At 72.1% G+C, this 13527-nt stretch carries 14 protein-coding genes; 7 read left to right on the forward strand and 7 right to left on the reverse strand.

The genetic code is table 11. The features are described from left to right. The first annotated feature begins 53 nt into the window (after nucleotides 1-53). Both ACQKQD_RS27780 and ACQKQD_RS27785 read left to right on the forward strand, forming a co-directional pair. Entirely contained in the window at nucleotides 54-446 is a 393-nt protein-coding gene (locus ACQKQD_RS27780; protein WP_012319882.1) for a DUF2267 domain-containing protein, read from the forward strand. A 174-nt stretch (nucleotides 447-620) separates the two neighbouring features. Continuing rightward, entirely contained in the window at nucleotides 621-839 is a 219-nt protein-coding gene (locus ACQKQD_RS27785) for a hypothetical protein (protein WP_012319883.1), read from the forward strand. Nucleotides 840-842: 3 nt separating this feature from the next. Here the strand turns inward: ACQKQD_RS27785 and ACQKQD_RS27790 are convergent, their stop codons facing one another. Both ACQKQD_RS27790 and ACQKQD_RS27795 read right to left on the reverse strand, forming a co-directional pair. Further along, nucleotides 843-1730 (reverse strand): hypothetical protein, encoded by an 888-nt coding sequence (locus tag ACQKQD_RS27790; protein ID WP_427510149.1) that lies wholly within the window; start codon nucleotides 1728-1730, stop codon nucleotides 843-845. 84 nt (nucleotides 1731-1814) lie between these two features. Beyond that, on the reverse strand, nucleotides 1815-3884 hold the full coding sequence (locus tag ACQKQD_RS27795) for a M3 family metallopeptidase (RefSeq protein ID WP_427510163.1): 2070 nt from the start codon (nucleotides 3882-3884) through the stop codon (nucleotides 1815-1817). Nucleotides 3885-4067: 183 nt separating this feature from the next. Here ACQKQD_RS27795 and ACQKQD_RS27800 point away from each other — a divergent pair, with 183 nt between their 5' ends. The 3 genes from ACQKQD_RS27800 (at nucleotide 4068) to ACQKQD_RS27810 (ending at nucleotide 6936) form a co-directional block, all read left to right on the forward strand. Continuing rightward, nucleotides 4068-5087: an extensin family protein gene (locus ACQKQD_RS27800; protein WP_427510150.1), complete on the forward strand. Its 1020-nt coding sequence runs from the start codon at nucleotides 4068-4070 to the stop codon at nucleotides 5085-5087. A gap of 76 nt (nucleotides 5088-5163) precedes the next feature. Then, nucleotides 5164-6276, forward strand: coding sequence for a L,D-transpeptidase family protein (locus tag ACQKQD_RS27805; protein WP_427510151.1), 1113 nt, complete (start codon nucleotides 5164-5166; stop codon nucleotides 6274-6276). 270 nt (nucleotides 6277-6546) lie between these two features. Beyond that, the gene (locus ACQKQD_RS27810) at nucleotides 6547-6936 is read left to right on the forward strand and encodes a response regulator (RefSeq protein WP_012319888.1); all 390 of its coding nucleotides are present in this window, start codon (nucleotides 6547-6549) and stop codon (nucleotides 6934-6936) included. Nucleotides 6937-6974: 38 nt separating this feature from the next. Here ACQKQD_RS27810 and ACQKQD_RS27815 read toward each other — a convergent pair whose 3' ends face one another. Together ACQKQD_RS27815 and rsmI are read right to left on the reverse strand one after the other, a co-directional pair. Next, the gene (locus tag ACQKQD_RS27815; RefSeq protein ID WP_020091873.1) at nucleotides 6975-7364 is read right to left on the reverse strand and encodes a YraN family protein; all 390 of its coding nucleotides are present in this window, start codon (nucleotides 7362-7364) and stop codon (nucleotides 6975-6977) included. Then, nucleotides 7361-8332, reverse strand: a complete 972-nt coding sequence (gene rsmI / locus ACQKQD_RS27820; RefSeq protein ID WP_020091872.1) for a 16S rRNA (cytidine(1402)-2'-O)-methyltransferase — start codon at nucleotides 8330-8332, stop codon at nucleotides 7361-7363. The genes ACQKQD_RS27815 and rsmI overlap by 4 nt, the downstream gene beginning before the upstream one ends. A 134-nt stretch (nucleotides 8333-8466) precedes the next feature. Between rsmI and ACQKQD_RS27825 the strand changes: the two genes are divergently transcribed. Next, entirely contained in the window at nucleotides 8467-9732 is a 1266-nt protein-coding gene (locus tag ACQKQD_RS27825; protein ID WP_427510152.1) for a penicillin-binding protein activator, read from the forward strand. Here ACQKQD_RS27825 and hemW read toward each other — a convergent pair whose 3' ends face one another. Genes hemW through rph form a run of 3 tightly spaced genes read right to left on the reverse strand, consistent with a single transcriptional unit; the run spans nucleotide 9733 to nucleotide 12286 of the window. Continuing rightward, nucleotides 9733-10920, reverse strand: a complete 1188-nt coding sequence (gene hemW, locus ACQKQD_RS27830; RefSeq protein ID WP_427510153.1) for a radical SAM family heme chaperone HemW — start codon at nucleotides 10918-10920, stop codon at nucleotides 9733-9735. 26 nt (nucleotides 10921-10946) lie between these two features. Then, nucleotides 10947-11576 (reverse strand): RdgB/HAM1 family non-canonical purine NTP pyrophosphatase, encoded by a 630-nt coding sequence (gene rdgB / locus ACQKQD_RS27835; protein ID WP_020091869.1) that lies wholly within the window; start codon nucleotides 11574-11576, stop codon nucleotides 10947-10949. Beyond that, entirely contained in the window at nucleotides 11573-12286 is a 714-nt protein-coding gene (rph, locus tag ACQKQD_RS27840) for a ribonuclease PH (protein WP_056528382.1), read from the reverse strand. Before rph ends, rdgB begins: the two co-directional genes overlap by 4 nt. Before the next feature lie 167 nt (nucleotides 12287-12453). Here rph and hrcA point away from each other — a divergent pair, with 167 nt between their 5' ends. After that, on the forward strand, nucleotides 12454-13509 hold the full coding sequence (gene hrcA, locus ACQKQD_RS27845) for a heat-inducible transcriptional repressor HrcA (protein ID WP_427510164.1): 1056 nt from the start codon (nucleotides 12454-12456) through the stop codon (nucleotides 13507-13509). Nucleotides 13510-13527 lie beyond the last annotated feature (18 nt).

Genomic DNA, 13527 nt, shown 5'->3' on the forward strand with positions numbered 1-13527 from the left:
CCGACGCCTCAGAGTCGAAGGACGTCTGGAAGCGTTCCGAAGAGATCATCACCATGGAAGAACTGCTCGCCCGCGTCACCACCCGCACCGGGCTCGACGCCGCGACCGCTCAGACCGCCATCGGGCACATCCTGGCCTTCCTGCAGAAGGAAGGGCCCGCGGCCGAGGTCGGCCAGCTGCTGGCGGCCCTGCCGGGCTCCGAGGCGCTGATCGCCGAGTCGAATGCCGGCGAGAGCGGCGGCGGCGGGCTGATGGGCATGCTCGGCGGGATGATGGGCGGCGGCGGCGTCATGGCGCTCGGCCAGAAGCTGATGGCCGCCGGCGTGCCGATGGGTCAGATGCAGCCGCTCGGCCAGGAGCTGTTCGCCTTCGGCCGCGAGAAGGTCGGCGAGGACGCGATGGGCCCGATCATCGGCTCGATCCCGGGGCTGAACCAGTTCGTCTGACCGCGGGCCGGTGTGCGCGGCCGCACTGCATTCGGGTGACGCCTGGACGAAAGTAAAAAAGAGGTTGCGGAGCGAAAGCTTGACGGAACCTGTCCACGCGATCCCCGTTATTGGGGATGTGGCCCGGATCGACGCCTTCGGCAGTGTCCGGTACCGCACTCAAGCAGGCTGGCCATGCCCGTCTTCGAAGCCAAGAACCTGGACAGCGAGTTCGAAGGGCAGTCCCTGCTCGCTGCCATCCTGCACCCGACCCGCGCGGCGCAGACTCGGGCCCTGAGGCACGGTCGCCGGCGCGCTGAGCGCGCGGCGGCCCTGGCCGATCCGATGACGATCGAGCCGCGCTTCCCGATCGCGCCCGGCGAGCTGGCGCCGACCGGGTTCACGGGCCGCTGAGGGCTACCAAGCCTGCGCGGTGACGAGGCCCTGGCGGGTCACCACCACCCATTCCCGACCGTGGCGCTCGACGCCCTCGACGCGGCCGACGCCCGGGATGACGTCGCCGGGCGCGACCTCGACGAGGCGGCGCCGGCGGTTCTCCAGGATCGCGGTGCCTTCGTAGACGTCCCGCAGGGCCCAGCCCTCGATGACCGGCGGCTTGTCGGCCGCGGCCGGCTTCGGCTTGGGCTCGCTCACCTTGGCGTCCGCGACCTTGACCTCGGGCTTCGCTTCGGCGGCGCGGGCGGGCTCGCCGATGCTGCCGGTCTGGGTCGGCTCCGCCTTCGCGGCGGCCGGAGTCGCGGCCGCGCGGCGGTCGAGCTGCGCGGCGAGGCCGCTGAGGCGGGTGTTGTGGTCGCGCTCGACCTGCTCGAGCCGCTCGCCGAGGGCCGTGACCTTGCCGTTCAGGCTCTTGTCAACCTGCGCCAGGCGCTCGCCGAGGGCGGTGCTGCGGCTGGCCGCCTCCTTCCGCGCCACGTCGGTCGAGGCGCGCAGGTGGGCGAGCACGGTGTGGAGCTGCGCGATGTCGGCGGCGAGGCGCACGGTCTCGGTGCGGCCGGCATCGAGCGTCGTCTCGAGGGCCGCGAGCGCGTCGGGCCGGACCGAGGCCGGGCGGGAGAGCGCCATGACGCCCCCGCCCAGGAGGACACCGACCGCCAGGGTCGCGCCCGGGATCGCGAACCGCTTCGGATCCAGGCGCGCCAGCGACGCCAGCGCGAACGTCCCGCCGGCCGGCGAGGCCGCGGTCCCGGTCGCGGCGGCGTCGGTCTTGCCGGTCACCGCGGCCTTGAGCAGGTCGGCCGGCGAGATGCCCTGGGAAACGCCCTGCTTGGCTTCGATCTTCGTCATCGCCCCGAACTCCGCACGCGGCCTCGCGCTGCAAGCGTTCGTTAAGGACGTTTGTTTACGAAACCCTTACCGCACGCCCGTCGCTCAGGCCGCGAGCCCGCGCTTCTTCAGGAGCGGCTCGATGCTCGGCATCCGCCCGCGGAAGGCCGTGTAGGCCTCGCGCGGGTCGCGCAAATTGCCGGCCCCGTACACGAAGGTCCGCAACCGCTTCGCCAGCTCCGGATCGAAGATGTCGCCGGCCTCGCGGAACGCGTCGAAGGCGTCCGCGTCCAGCACCTCAGACCAGAGGTAGCTGTAGTATCCGGCGGCGTAGCCGTCCCCCGAGAAGATGTGGGCGAAGTGCGGCGTCCGGTGCCGCATGCTGATCTCGGCCGGCATGCTGATCCGCCGCAGCGCCTCGGCCTCGAAGGCGGGCACGTCGAGACCGCCCTCGCCTTCCGCCGAGAGGTGCAGGGTCATGTCGACGATCGCCGAGGACGTGTACTCCACGGTGGCGAAACCCTGGTTGAAGGTCCGCGCGGCGAGCAGCTTCCGCAGCAGGGCGTCGGGCATGGGCTCGCCCGTGCGATGGTGGCGCGCGTGGGTCCGCAGGACTTCCGGCTGCTCCAGCCAGTGCTCGTAGAGCTGCGAGGGCAGCTCCACGAAGTCGCGCGACACCGCTGTCCCCGACAGGAGCGGGTAGGTCACGTCCGAGAGCAGCCCGTGCAGGGCGTGGCCGAACTCGTGGAACAGGGTGCGCGCGTCGTCGAAGGACAGCAGCGTCGCCTCGCCGTCCGGCGCCTTGGCGAAGTTCATGACGTTGACGATGATCGGCGTGACCGTCCCGTTCAGGCGCTCCTGTGAGCGGAAGGCGCTCATCCAGGCGCCGGACCGCTTCGAGGCGCGGGCGAAGTAGTCGCCCAGGAACAGGCCGACCTCGGACCCGTCGGGATTGCCGACCCGCCAGACCCGGACATCGGGATGGTAGCGAGGCACGTCGGCGAGTTCCGTGAAGGTCAGACCGAACAGCCGCGAGGCCGTGTCGAACGCCGCCTGGATCATCCGCTCCAGCGGCAGGTACGCCTTGATCTCGCTCTCGTCGAGGTCGTGCTCGGCGCGCCGCACCTTCTCGGCGTAGTGCCGCCAATCGTGCGCCTGGAGGGGAAAGTTGTGCCCCTCCGCCTGGATGGTGGCCTGGAGACGGTCGCGCTCCTCCGCCGCCCGCGCCCGGGCCGGCGTCCACACGTCCCGCAGCAGCCCGGTCGCCGCATCCGGGCTCGCCGCCATCGTGTCGTCGAGGGCGAAATGGGCGAAGCTCTCGAAGCCGAGGAGTCGCGCCCGCTCGGCGCGCAGCCGGATGATCTCCGCGATGATCGCCCGGTTGTCGGTCGCGCCGCCGTTCTCGCCGCGCCGCGTCCAGGCCGCGTAGGCGCGCTCGCGCAGGTCGCGCCGCGTCGAGCAGACCAGGAACGGCTCGATCAGCGAGCGGGAGAGGGTGATGACGTGCCCGTCGAGGCCGCGCTCCTTCGCGGCGCTCTCGGCCGCGGCCCGCAGGAACGGCGGCAGGCCGGCCAGATCCTCCTCGCCCTGCAGCGGCAGGGTGAAGCTGCTCTCGTCGGCCAGGAGGTTCTGGCTGAACGTGGTCCCGAGCTCCGACATACGCGCCGCGATCTCGGCGATGCGGGCCTTGTCCTCGGGCCCGAGATCCGCCCCCGACCGGCGGAAGCGGATCCGGTACCGGTCGAGGACCCGGCGCTGCTCCGCGCTCAGGCCCTCGGCGTAGATCGCCGAGATCCGGGCCCAGAGCTCGGGGTTGAGGTAGATGGCGCTGCCGTGCCGGGCGAGCTTCGGCCCGATCTCCCGCTCGATGGCCTGCAACTCGGGGTTCGTGTGGCTGCCTGTCAGGTTGTAGAACACGCCGGCGACGCGCTCGAGGGCGAGGCCGGCCCGCTCCATCGCCTCGACGGTGTTGCCGAAGGTGGCGGGAGCGGACTCACTCGCGATGGCGCGGATCTCGGAATCGTGCGCCGCCAGGGCGGCGTCGAACGCGGGCCGGTAGTGCTCCGGCCGGATCCGCTCGAACGGCGGGAGGCCGTGCGGGGTGCTCCACTGCGCCTCGCGGAAGGGATTGTCCGGCGGCAGGCTCGGGAGCCCGGCATCAGCTGCGTCCGACATGCAGTCCTCGATCTCGACGTCCACGCGACGGCGCGATCGTCCGCGCCGCAGGTGCGCCGACATGGGGTGTGCCGGCGCGATCCGGAAGACAGTGGTCCGATCGGCGCGGCCGTCAACCGGGTCCGGGCGATCCGAATGGCGTCTCGCCCGTTGTAGAGGCCAACGCCCACGCTTCGAGGCCCCATGCCGGGATGCAGCCTGTCGATTCTCCGATCCGCGATGCTTCTGGCGGGCGGCACCCTCGCGGCGGGGCTCGCCCTCCCGGCGACGCCGGTCGGCGCCGTCGAGACGCCGGCGGCCACGGTGCCGACGCCCCCGCCGCTGCCGCCGGAGCGCCCCGAGGCGCTGAAGCCGCCCGTCGCCGAGCCGGCGCCACCGATGCCGCCGGCGCGGCCGCCCGAGCTGAAACCTGCCGTGGCTGAGCCGAGCAAGGAGCCGAGCAAGGACCTGGCCCGGGAGCCGTCGAAGGAGAATGGCCGGGACAAGCCGCCGGAGTCCGGGCAGGAAGCCGGGAAGGAAGCCCCGAAGGAAACCGCGACGGAAGCCGCGAAGGAGACAGCGAAGCAGACAGCGAAGCCCGAGATCCCCTCACCGCCGCCGGCGCCGCCCGCGCGGCCGCCCGAGCTGTCGGGCGCGGCCGCCCTGGCGCTCAAGGTGACACCGCCGGACGATTCCGCCTGCCGGACGCGCCTCAAGCGTCTCGGGGTCGAGTTCGAGCCGCTGCCGGCGATCTCCGAAGGCCAGTGCACCGCGCCGCTGCCGCTCAAGGTGACGAAGTTCGCCGACGGGGTGGTGCTGCCGCAGGGCGCCACGCTGACCTGCCGGACCGCCGAGGCGCTGGCGCGCTGGGTGACGGAGGTTCAGATCGAGGCCGATCGAACGCTGAAGCATCCGCTGACCGCGCTCGAACTCGGCGGTTCCTATGTCTGCCGGGGACAGAACCACGACGTCGACGCCAAGCTCAGCGAGCACGCCTTCGCCAATGCCGCCGACATCATGGGCTTCGCCTTCGCCGGACGCGCGAGTATCCCCGTCAAGGCGATGCCGGACGGCTCCGAGGAGGCGCAGTTCCTCGGCGCGGTGCGCGCCAAGGCCTGCGGCTTCTTCCGCACCGTCCTCGGCCCGGGCTCGAACGCCGCCCACGCCAACCATTTCCACCTCGACGAGCGCGAGCGTAACGGCGGTCATCGCCTGTGCCAGTAGAACGGTGTGGAACGTTCCCGCAGATCCGGCATTTCTCGGCTCGGGAGCGCGCCCGCTTCCCGGAATGACGACGGCGATGATCCCGAAACCTTGGCGGCCGGTCTGCGTGGCTCTCCTGGCGAGTTGTCTGGCCGCGCACGGCGCGGCTGCCCGGACCGGGAAGGGCCGGAAGGCCGAGACGGCGCAGCCGCCGGCGTTGACCGCCGAGGCGGTGAACGCCGCGACCCTGGCGCAGCCGGGCGCCGGGAAGGGCGAGGGCACGAAGTCCGACGCGAAGGCCCGTCGGGCCAAGTCGTCGGACGACAAGCCCGATCCACTGATCGTCAAGGCCCAGGTGCTGCTCGATCGCGCGCGCTTCTATCCCGGAGCGATCGACGGCCGGAAGGGCGACAATTACCGTCACGCCCTCTCGGCATTCGCGGTGGCGCAGGGGCTTCCCGCCGGCGAGGACCTGACGCCCGAGATCTGGGACAAGCTCCAGGCGACCAGCGACAAGCCCGCCGTCACCGACTACACGCTCTCCGAGGCCGACGCCGCGGGCCCCTACGTCGAGCGGATCCCGCCCAAGATGGAGGAGCAGTCCGAGCTCAAGTCGATGGGCTACACCAATCCCCGCGAGATGCTGGCCGAGCGCTTCCACATGAGCCGCGACCTCGTCAGCGCGCTCAATCCCGGCAAGCCCCTCGACAAGGCCGGCACGACCATCGCGGTCGCGGCGGTGGACCCGATGGGCACGGACAAGCCGAAGGGCAAGGATCTGCCCCAGGAGCCGAAGGTCGAACGCATCGAGGTCGACAAGTCGAGCCGCGACGTCCGCGCCTACGGCGCCGACGGAAAGCTCGTGGCCTATTACCCCGCGTCGATCGGCAGTGCCGAGAAGCCGGCCCCGAGCGGCGAGACCAAGGTGAAGGGCGTCGCGTTCGACCCGGACTACACCTACAACCCGAAATACGCGTTCAAGGGCGTGAAGGCGCAGCACAAATTCACCATCCAGTCGGGGCCCAACAACCCGGTCGGCCTGGTCTGGATCGACCTGGCGATCCCGAGCTACGGGATCCACGGGACGCCGGAGCCCGAGAAGGTCGGGAAGACGGAGTCCCACGGCTGCATCCGCCTGACCAACTGGAACGCCCGCGACCTCGCCGCGCATGTGACACGGGGCGCCAAGGTCACGTTCAAGGACGATTGAGCGGCCGCGCGGCGACACTCGCATACGCCCGCGCGAAACCGCCCGCACAAAAATGTATCATCGGTTAACATAGCGCCCGGTCTGGGTGTCGGAACGGGCCGGGAACGCTTGACACATTGCGCATTACGGGCGACGCCTCAGGTTGTCTCGCGGGCTGACCCTCGGGCCGCGTTCACCCGTCCGGACGCTGCTCACGCGGTGCGCAAGGCGTGACCAGCCGCATGGCAAGATCCCCGGCGACGGGGGCATTCGAAGGGAAGACGGCCCGGCGTGATTGCTGACCCCAACGACGACGTCCTCAACGGCGTCCGTGTTCTCGTCGTCGAGGACGAGGCCGCGATCTCGATGCTGCTGGAGGACATGCTCCTCGATTTCGGCTGCGCCGTGGTCGGGCCGGCCGCGCGGCTGTCCTCCGCGCTGGAGATGGCGTCGCAGGAAGCGTTCGAGGTCGCCATTCTCGACGTGAACGTGGCGGGTGAGCCGATCTACCCGGTGGCCGAGGCCATCGCCAAGCGCGACCTTCCGCTGGTCTTCTCGACCGGTTACGGCGGTGCCGGCATCCGCGAGCCGTTCCGCGACAGGCCCGTCGTCCAGAAGCCGTTCAGCCAGGCCGACCTGAAGCGGACCCTGATCGGGGCGATCCGCGCCGCCCGGGACTGAGACCCGGCGCGTCGGCTCCGGCGGTCTCGGGCCGCCCGTCAGAGACCCTCGATGGTGAAGACCCGCTCGACATGGGCGGGCCAGGTGCGGGATCCGACGAACACGGCGTCGGCCCGGAACGTCGACCCGGCACACCACGCATTGCGTCCGATCCAGGCGCGGACCGCGCGGGAGAACCGCCGCCGCTTGGCGGCGTCGATCGCCTCCCGGGCGTCGTCGCGGCGCGCCCGAGCCTTCACCTCCACGAACACGACGGTCTTCCAGCGCCGGACGACGAGATCGATCTCGCCGCCCGCGACGCTCACGCGCCGGCCGATCGGCCAGTACCCCTTGAGCATCAGCGCGGCGAGCGCCAGCCACTCGGCGCGGTGGCCGAGCCGGTAGGCGGCGCGGCGCCGGCCGGCCCGGTCCGGCAGGGCCCCGGTCATCCCTGGTCCCGCGCCAGCGCCAGCGCGCGGGTGTAGACGAGGCGCCTCGGCTGACCGGTCTCGTCGGATACGAGGCTGGCGGCATCCTTGATCGAGTGCCGCTCCAGCGCCGCCAGGATCAGGGCGTCGAGGGCGGCATCCGAATCCGCGCTGCGCTCCGGCGCCGTCGCCGCACCGATAATCACCACGATCTCCCCCTTCGGCGGTCCCTCCTGGGCGAAGCGCGCGCTCAGGCTGCCCAACGTATCGCGCCGGATGGTTTCGTAGAGCTTGGTCAGCTCGCGGGTCACGGCCGCCGGCCGCTCCGGACCGAGCACCGCAGCGGCGTCGGCCAGCATGTCGGGCAGGCGATGCGGCGATTCGAACAGGACCAGGGTGCCGGGAACCTGGATCAGCGCCTCCAGGCGGTTGCGCCGCGCTCCGGCCTTCTGCGGCAGGAAGCCCTCGAAGAAGAACCGGTCGGTCGGCAGGCCCGCCGCGACCAGCGCGGTCATCACCGCGGACGGCCCCGGGACGGGCGTGATGGCGATCCCGGCCTCGATGGCGGCCTGGACCAGCTTGTAGCCGGGATCCGAGACGAGCGGCGTCCCGGCATCCGAGACCAGCGCCAGGGCCTCGCCGGCGGTGAGCCGGGCCACCATCCGCTCGCGCACCGCGTCGTTGGAATGCTCGTGATAGGCGAGCAGCGGCGTCGTGATCCCGTAATGCGCCAGTAGGTTCCGGGTGACGCGGGTGTCCTCGGCCAGGACCGCGTCGGCGGCCGCCAGCGTCGCCAGCGCCCGGATGGTGATGTCGCGCAAGTTCCCGATCGGCGTCGCCACGATGTGCAGGCCCGGCGACAGGGGTTCGGTCTCGCTCGCGAGGCCGAAGGCCGTGAAGGTCGTGCTGCGCGGGCGGTCGGGGGCGAGCTTCGGGGACGGAGCTCGGGTCGGGGCGGCGGGCCCCGGGTCGTCGAATCTACGGGTCATCACCGGCGATCTTGCCACACTGGTCGCCTCTCGTCGCGGCGAGGCCGCGTGGCCGGGGGCAAGTCCTCGCCGCCGCGTTTACATTTGAGAATCTGCCGGTCAGGCTGCGGAGCCTGCCCGAAGGAGTACGCGCCATGGCGCGCCCGACAAGCGCGCGGGACCGTCTCGTGCGTGTCACCGCCCAGACCGCCGCGCTCTGCGCGATCCTGCTCTCGCTCGGCGGTTGCGTCGGCAGCGACCTCGCGCGACGCGCGACCGGGCCGCAGGCCGAGCTGTCACCGCCGGCCGCCGTGCCGGATGCACCGGGCGCCGCGCCCGCGGCGCCGTCGATGCCGGCCGCGGGCGGCGGCGGGCGAATCGGGGCGGGCTCGGTGAAGGTCGCCCTGGTGCTGCCGCTGACCGGCCAGGGATCGACCGTGGGGGCCGCCATGCGCAACGCCGCGCAGCTCGCCTACGACGAGGCCCAGCAGCCCGACCTGACGCTCATCGTCGAGGACGACCGTGGCAGTCCGGACGGTGCCCGGGAGGCGACCCAGGAGGCGCTGCGGCAGGGCGCCGAGATCGTCCTCGGCCCGCTCTTCGCCGGCAGCGTCCAGGCCGCCGCGGCCGTCGCCAGGACCGCCGGCAAGCCGGTGATCGGCTTCTCCACGGACGCGACCGTGGCGAACCAGGGCGTCTACTTGCTGAGCTTCCTGCCGCAGCCGGAGGTGGACCGCGTGGTCGAGGACGCGGTCGCGGGCGGAAAGAGGTCCTTCGCGGCGCTGATCCCCGAGACCGCCTACGGCAACGCCGTCGAGGCGGCGTTCCGGGAGGTCGTCGCCCGCAAGGGCGCGCGCGTCGCCGCCGTGGAGCGATACCCGGCCGGCGCGCCCGGCCCGGCGGTCGAGCGGCTCGCGCGGGTGATCGCCGGGCCCGGCGCCACCGCCGACGCGCTGTTCATCCCCGAGACCGCGGACGCGATGCCCGCCGTGGCGGCCGCGCTGACGAAGGCGGGCTTCTCGCCGGCCCGGGTGCGCCCCCTCGGCACCGCCCTCTGGAACGAGCCGTCACTGTTCGCGCTGCCGGCCCTCCAAGGCGGCCGCTTCGCCGCGCCGGATCGCGTCGGCTTCTCGAATTTCAGCGCGCGCTACCAGGCTCGGTTCGGCGCCGTCCCGCCGCGGGTGGCCTCGCTCGCCTACGACGCGGTGCTGCTCGCCGCGGCCCTGTCGCGGCGCTACGGCTCGCAGCGCTTCGCCGAGACCACCCTGACCAACGGCCTGGGCTTCGCCGGCGTCGACGGGACGTTCCGGTTCCGGCCGGACGGTCAGAGCGAGCGGTCCCTCGCGGTCTACGAGATCCGCAACAACGCCGCGACGCCCGTCAGCCCGGCGCCCCGGGTTCTCGCCAAGCCGGCGATCTGATCAGGCGGCGAGCTCGGCGACCAGGGCGTTGAGCACCGGCGCCCCCCGCGCCGTGGCGGCGATGCGGCCGCCCGGCAGCCGCTCGAGCAGGCCGTCCCCGATCAGCATGCCGATGCGGTTGCCGTTCAGGGGCCGGCCCTTGAGCGCCGCGTAGCGCTCGGGATCGATCCCCTCGCGCAGGCGCAGGCCCATCACCAGGAACTCGTCGGCCTGGTCGGCGGCCGAGAGGCTCTCTGTCTCGACGATCCCGTGGCCCTCGGCCTCGACGCGGGCGAGCCACGCCTCGGGCGACCGCTCCGTCACGGTTCCGACCCGGCCCCGGCCCGTCACGAGCCGTCCGTGGGCGCCCGGACCGATGCCGGCATACTCGCCGTAGCGCCAGTAGAGCAGGTTGTGCCGCGATTCCGCCCCGGGCCGCGCGTGGTTCGAGATCTCGTAGGCCGGGAGGCCGGCCTTCGCGCAGAGCTCCTGGGTGACGTCGTAGAGGGCGCGACCGACCTCGTCGTCCGGCGTCACCAGCTTGCCGGCGGCGGCGAGCCCGTGGAACGGCGTCCCGGGCTCGATGGTGAGTTGGTAGAGCGAGAGGTGCTCGGCGGCCCGCGCGAGCGCGTCACTTAGCTCCGCCCGCCACAGGTCCGGCGTCTGTCCGGGCCGCGCGTAGATCAGGTCGAAGGAGGTCCGCGCGAAGGCCGACTGCGCCAGGGCGATCGCGCCGAGCGCCTGCGCGGTGTCGTGCAGGCGCCCGAGGGTCCGCAGCGAGGCGTCGTCGAGGGCCTGGATCCCGAGCGACACCCGGTTGACCCCGGCGGCGCGGTAGCCCTGGAAGCGGCCCGCCTCGACGCTCGACGGGTTTGCCTCGAGGGTCACCTCCGCGTCCGGCGCGACTGCCCAATGCTCCGCCACCGCGTCGAGCAGCCCGGCCACGGTCGTGGGCTGCATCAGCGAGGGCGTGCCGCCGCCGAGGAAGATGCTGGTCACGGTCCGGCCCGGCGTGCGGGCGGCGGTTTGGGAGATCTCGGCGCGGAAGGCTGCCAGGAAGCGCGGCTCGTCCACGCCCGCGTGGCGGACGTGGCTGTTGAAGTCGCAGTACGGGCACTTCGCGGCGCAGAAGGGCCAGTGCAGGTAGATCCCGAAGCCCGCGTCGCGGGTCGGATGGTCCGGGCCGGTCGATGACATGATGGCGGGCATGTGAGCGCCCGCGCGCCGTTTGGCAATCAGGCGCCGGGCGCGAGGCAGGCGCGGCTCAGCTCGACGAAAGCCCGCGCCCGGTGCGACAGGCCCCGCCCCTGCTGCCAGTCGACCCCGTGCTTCTCCTCGGCGCTCATCTCGCCGAAGGTGCGGTCGTGGCCGTCCGGCCGGAAGATCGGGTCGTAGCCGAAGCCTGCGGAGCCCTTCGCGGCGACGAGGTCGCCGAAGACCCGTCCCTCGAACAGCTCGGTGTGCCCGTCCGGCCAAGCCAGCACGAGGGCGGACACGAAGTGCGCCCGGCGCTCGGCGGCCCCGCGCCGGTCGAGTTCGGCGAAGATCCGCGCCATCGCGCCGGTGAAGTCCTTGGTCGCGCCGGCCCAGCGGGCCGAGAAGATGCCCGGCGCGCCGTCCAGGGCGTCGACGCACAGGCCGGAATCGTCCGCGAAGGCCGGCAGCCCGGTGGCGTCGGCCGCCGCCCGCGCCTTGATCGCCGCGTTCTCGGCGAACATCGTGCCGGTCTCGTCGGGCTCGGGCAGGCCGAGCTCGCCCGCCGACACCGCCTCGATCCCGAACGGCGCGAGCAGGTCGCGCATCTCTGCGAGCTTGCCGGCATTGTGCGTGGCGATGACCACCTTCCCGGTCAGACGGCGGCTCATGCGAGGGCCTCCTTCTGCAGGGCGACCAGCCGCTCGGTGCCGGCGCGGGCGAGGCCGAGGAGCTCGAGAAGCTGCTCCTGCGTGAAGGGCTCCATCTCGGCGGTGCCCTGCACCTCGACGATGCCGCCCCGGCCGGTGAGCACGAAGTTGGCGTCGGTCTCGGCCGCCGAATCCTCGGCGTAGTCGAGGTCGAGGACCGGCGTGCCCTTGTACAGGCCGCAGGAAACGGCGGCGACGTGGTCGCGCAGCGGATCGACGGAGATGATCGAGCGGGTCCGCATCCAGGCGAAGCAATCGTGCAGCGCCACCCAGGCGCCCGTGATCGCGGCTGTCCGGGTGCCGCCGTCGGCCTGGATCACGTCGCAATCGATCGTGATCTGGCGCTCGCCCATGGCCGGGAGGTTGGTGACGGCGCGCAGCGAACGGCCGATCAGTCGCTGGATCTCCTGGGTCCGCCCCGACGGCTTCCCGGAACCGACCTCACGGCGGGTGCGTTCGTGCGTCGCACGCGGCAGCATGGCGTACTCGGCCGTGACCCAGCCCTTGCCGGAACCGCGCAGCCACGGCGGCGCGCGCTCTTCCAGCGATGCGGTGCAGAGCACCCGGGTGTTGCCGAAGCTGACGAGGCAGGAGCCCTCGGCGTAGCGCGAGACCGCGCGCTCCAGGCTCACGGGCCGCAACTCGTCGGCGGCACGCTTGGAAGGCCGCATCGCGGGCCCCTTCTGTCGAGAGTGTCGAGGGCCGGGCTCTTAGGCCGCCGCGCAACCGCGGGCAAGCATCGCCGTACGGATTGATCCGCGCGGGACGGTTGGACATGATCGGACCACAGGATGACCCCGTGACACACCCCAGTCCCAATTTCTCGAACGGCCAAGCGATGCAGGCGCTCGCCGCCCTCAACGAGCGTGCCCGGGAGATCTTCCGGCAGATCGTGGAGAGCTACCTCACGACCGGCGAGCCGGTCGGTTCCCGGAATCTCGCGCGCATCCTCCCGATGGCGCTGTCGCCGGCTTCGATCCGCAACGTCATGGCGGATCTGGAGCATTCCGGCCTCATCTTCGCGCCGCACACCTCCGCCGGCCGCCTGCCGACGGAGCTCGGCCTGCGCTTCTTCGTGGACGCGATGCTCGAGCTCGGCGACGTCAGCCAGGACGAGCAGGCGCGCATCGAGGCGCAGATGCGCGCCGCCGCCTCGGGTCACACCTTCGACTCGGCCCTGGCCGAGGCCTCGACCATGCTGTCCGGCGTCTCCCGGGGCGCCGGGGTCGTCCTGACCACCAAGGCGAACGTCAACCTGAAGCACATCGAGTTCGTGCGGCTCGATCCGGCCCGCGCCCTCGTCATCCTCGTCTCGGACGACGGCTCGGTGGAGAACCGCCTCGTGGACCTGCCGGCGGGCCTGCCGGCCGGGGCCCTCCAGGAGGCGACGAACTTCCTCAACGCGCGCCTGCAGGGGCGCACCCTCGGCACGCTGCGCGCCGAGATCGAGGCCGGCCGCAAGGCGATGAAGCGGGAGCTCGACGCGATCACCGAGCGCCTCGTCGATGCCGGGCTCGCCACGCCGGTCGGCCCGACGGAGGCCCGCCAGCTGATCGTGCGCGGGCAGGCGAACCTGCTCGACGACTTGCGCGCGGTCGAGGATCTCGAGCGGATCCGCCTTCTGTTCAACGACCTGGAGACCCAGAAGGACGTGATCGATCTCCTGTCCCGCGCCGAGGGCGGCGAGGGCGTGCGGATCTTCATCGGCTCGGAGAACAAGCTGTTCTCGCTCTCCGGATCCTCGCTGATCGCGGCGCCGTTCCGCGACGGCTCGAAGAAGATCGTGGGCGTCGTCGGCGTGATCGGTCCGACCCGGCTGAACTACGCGCGGATCGTGCCGATGGTCGACTACACGGCGCGCGTGGTGTCGAAGCTCCTCGACGGCGGACGGTAGAGGGCACCGGGCAGAGGA

The sequence above is a fragment of the Methylobacterium sp. NPDC080182 genome, from assembly GCF_050281105.1.
GTDB lineage: Bacteria > Pseudomonadota > Alphaproteobacteria > Rhizobiales > Beijerinckiaceae > Methylobacterium.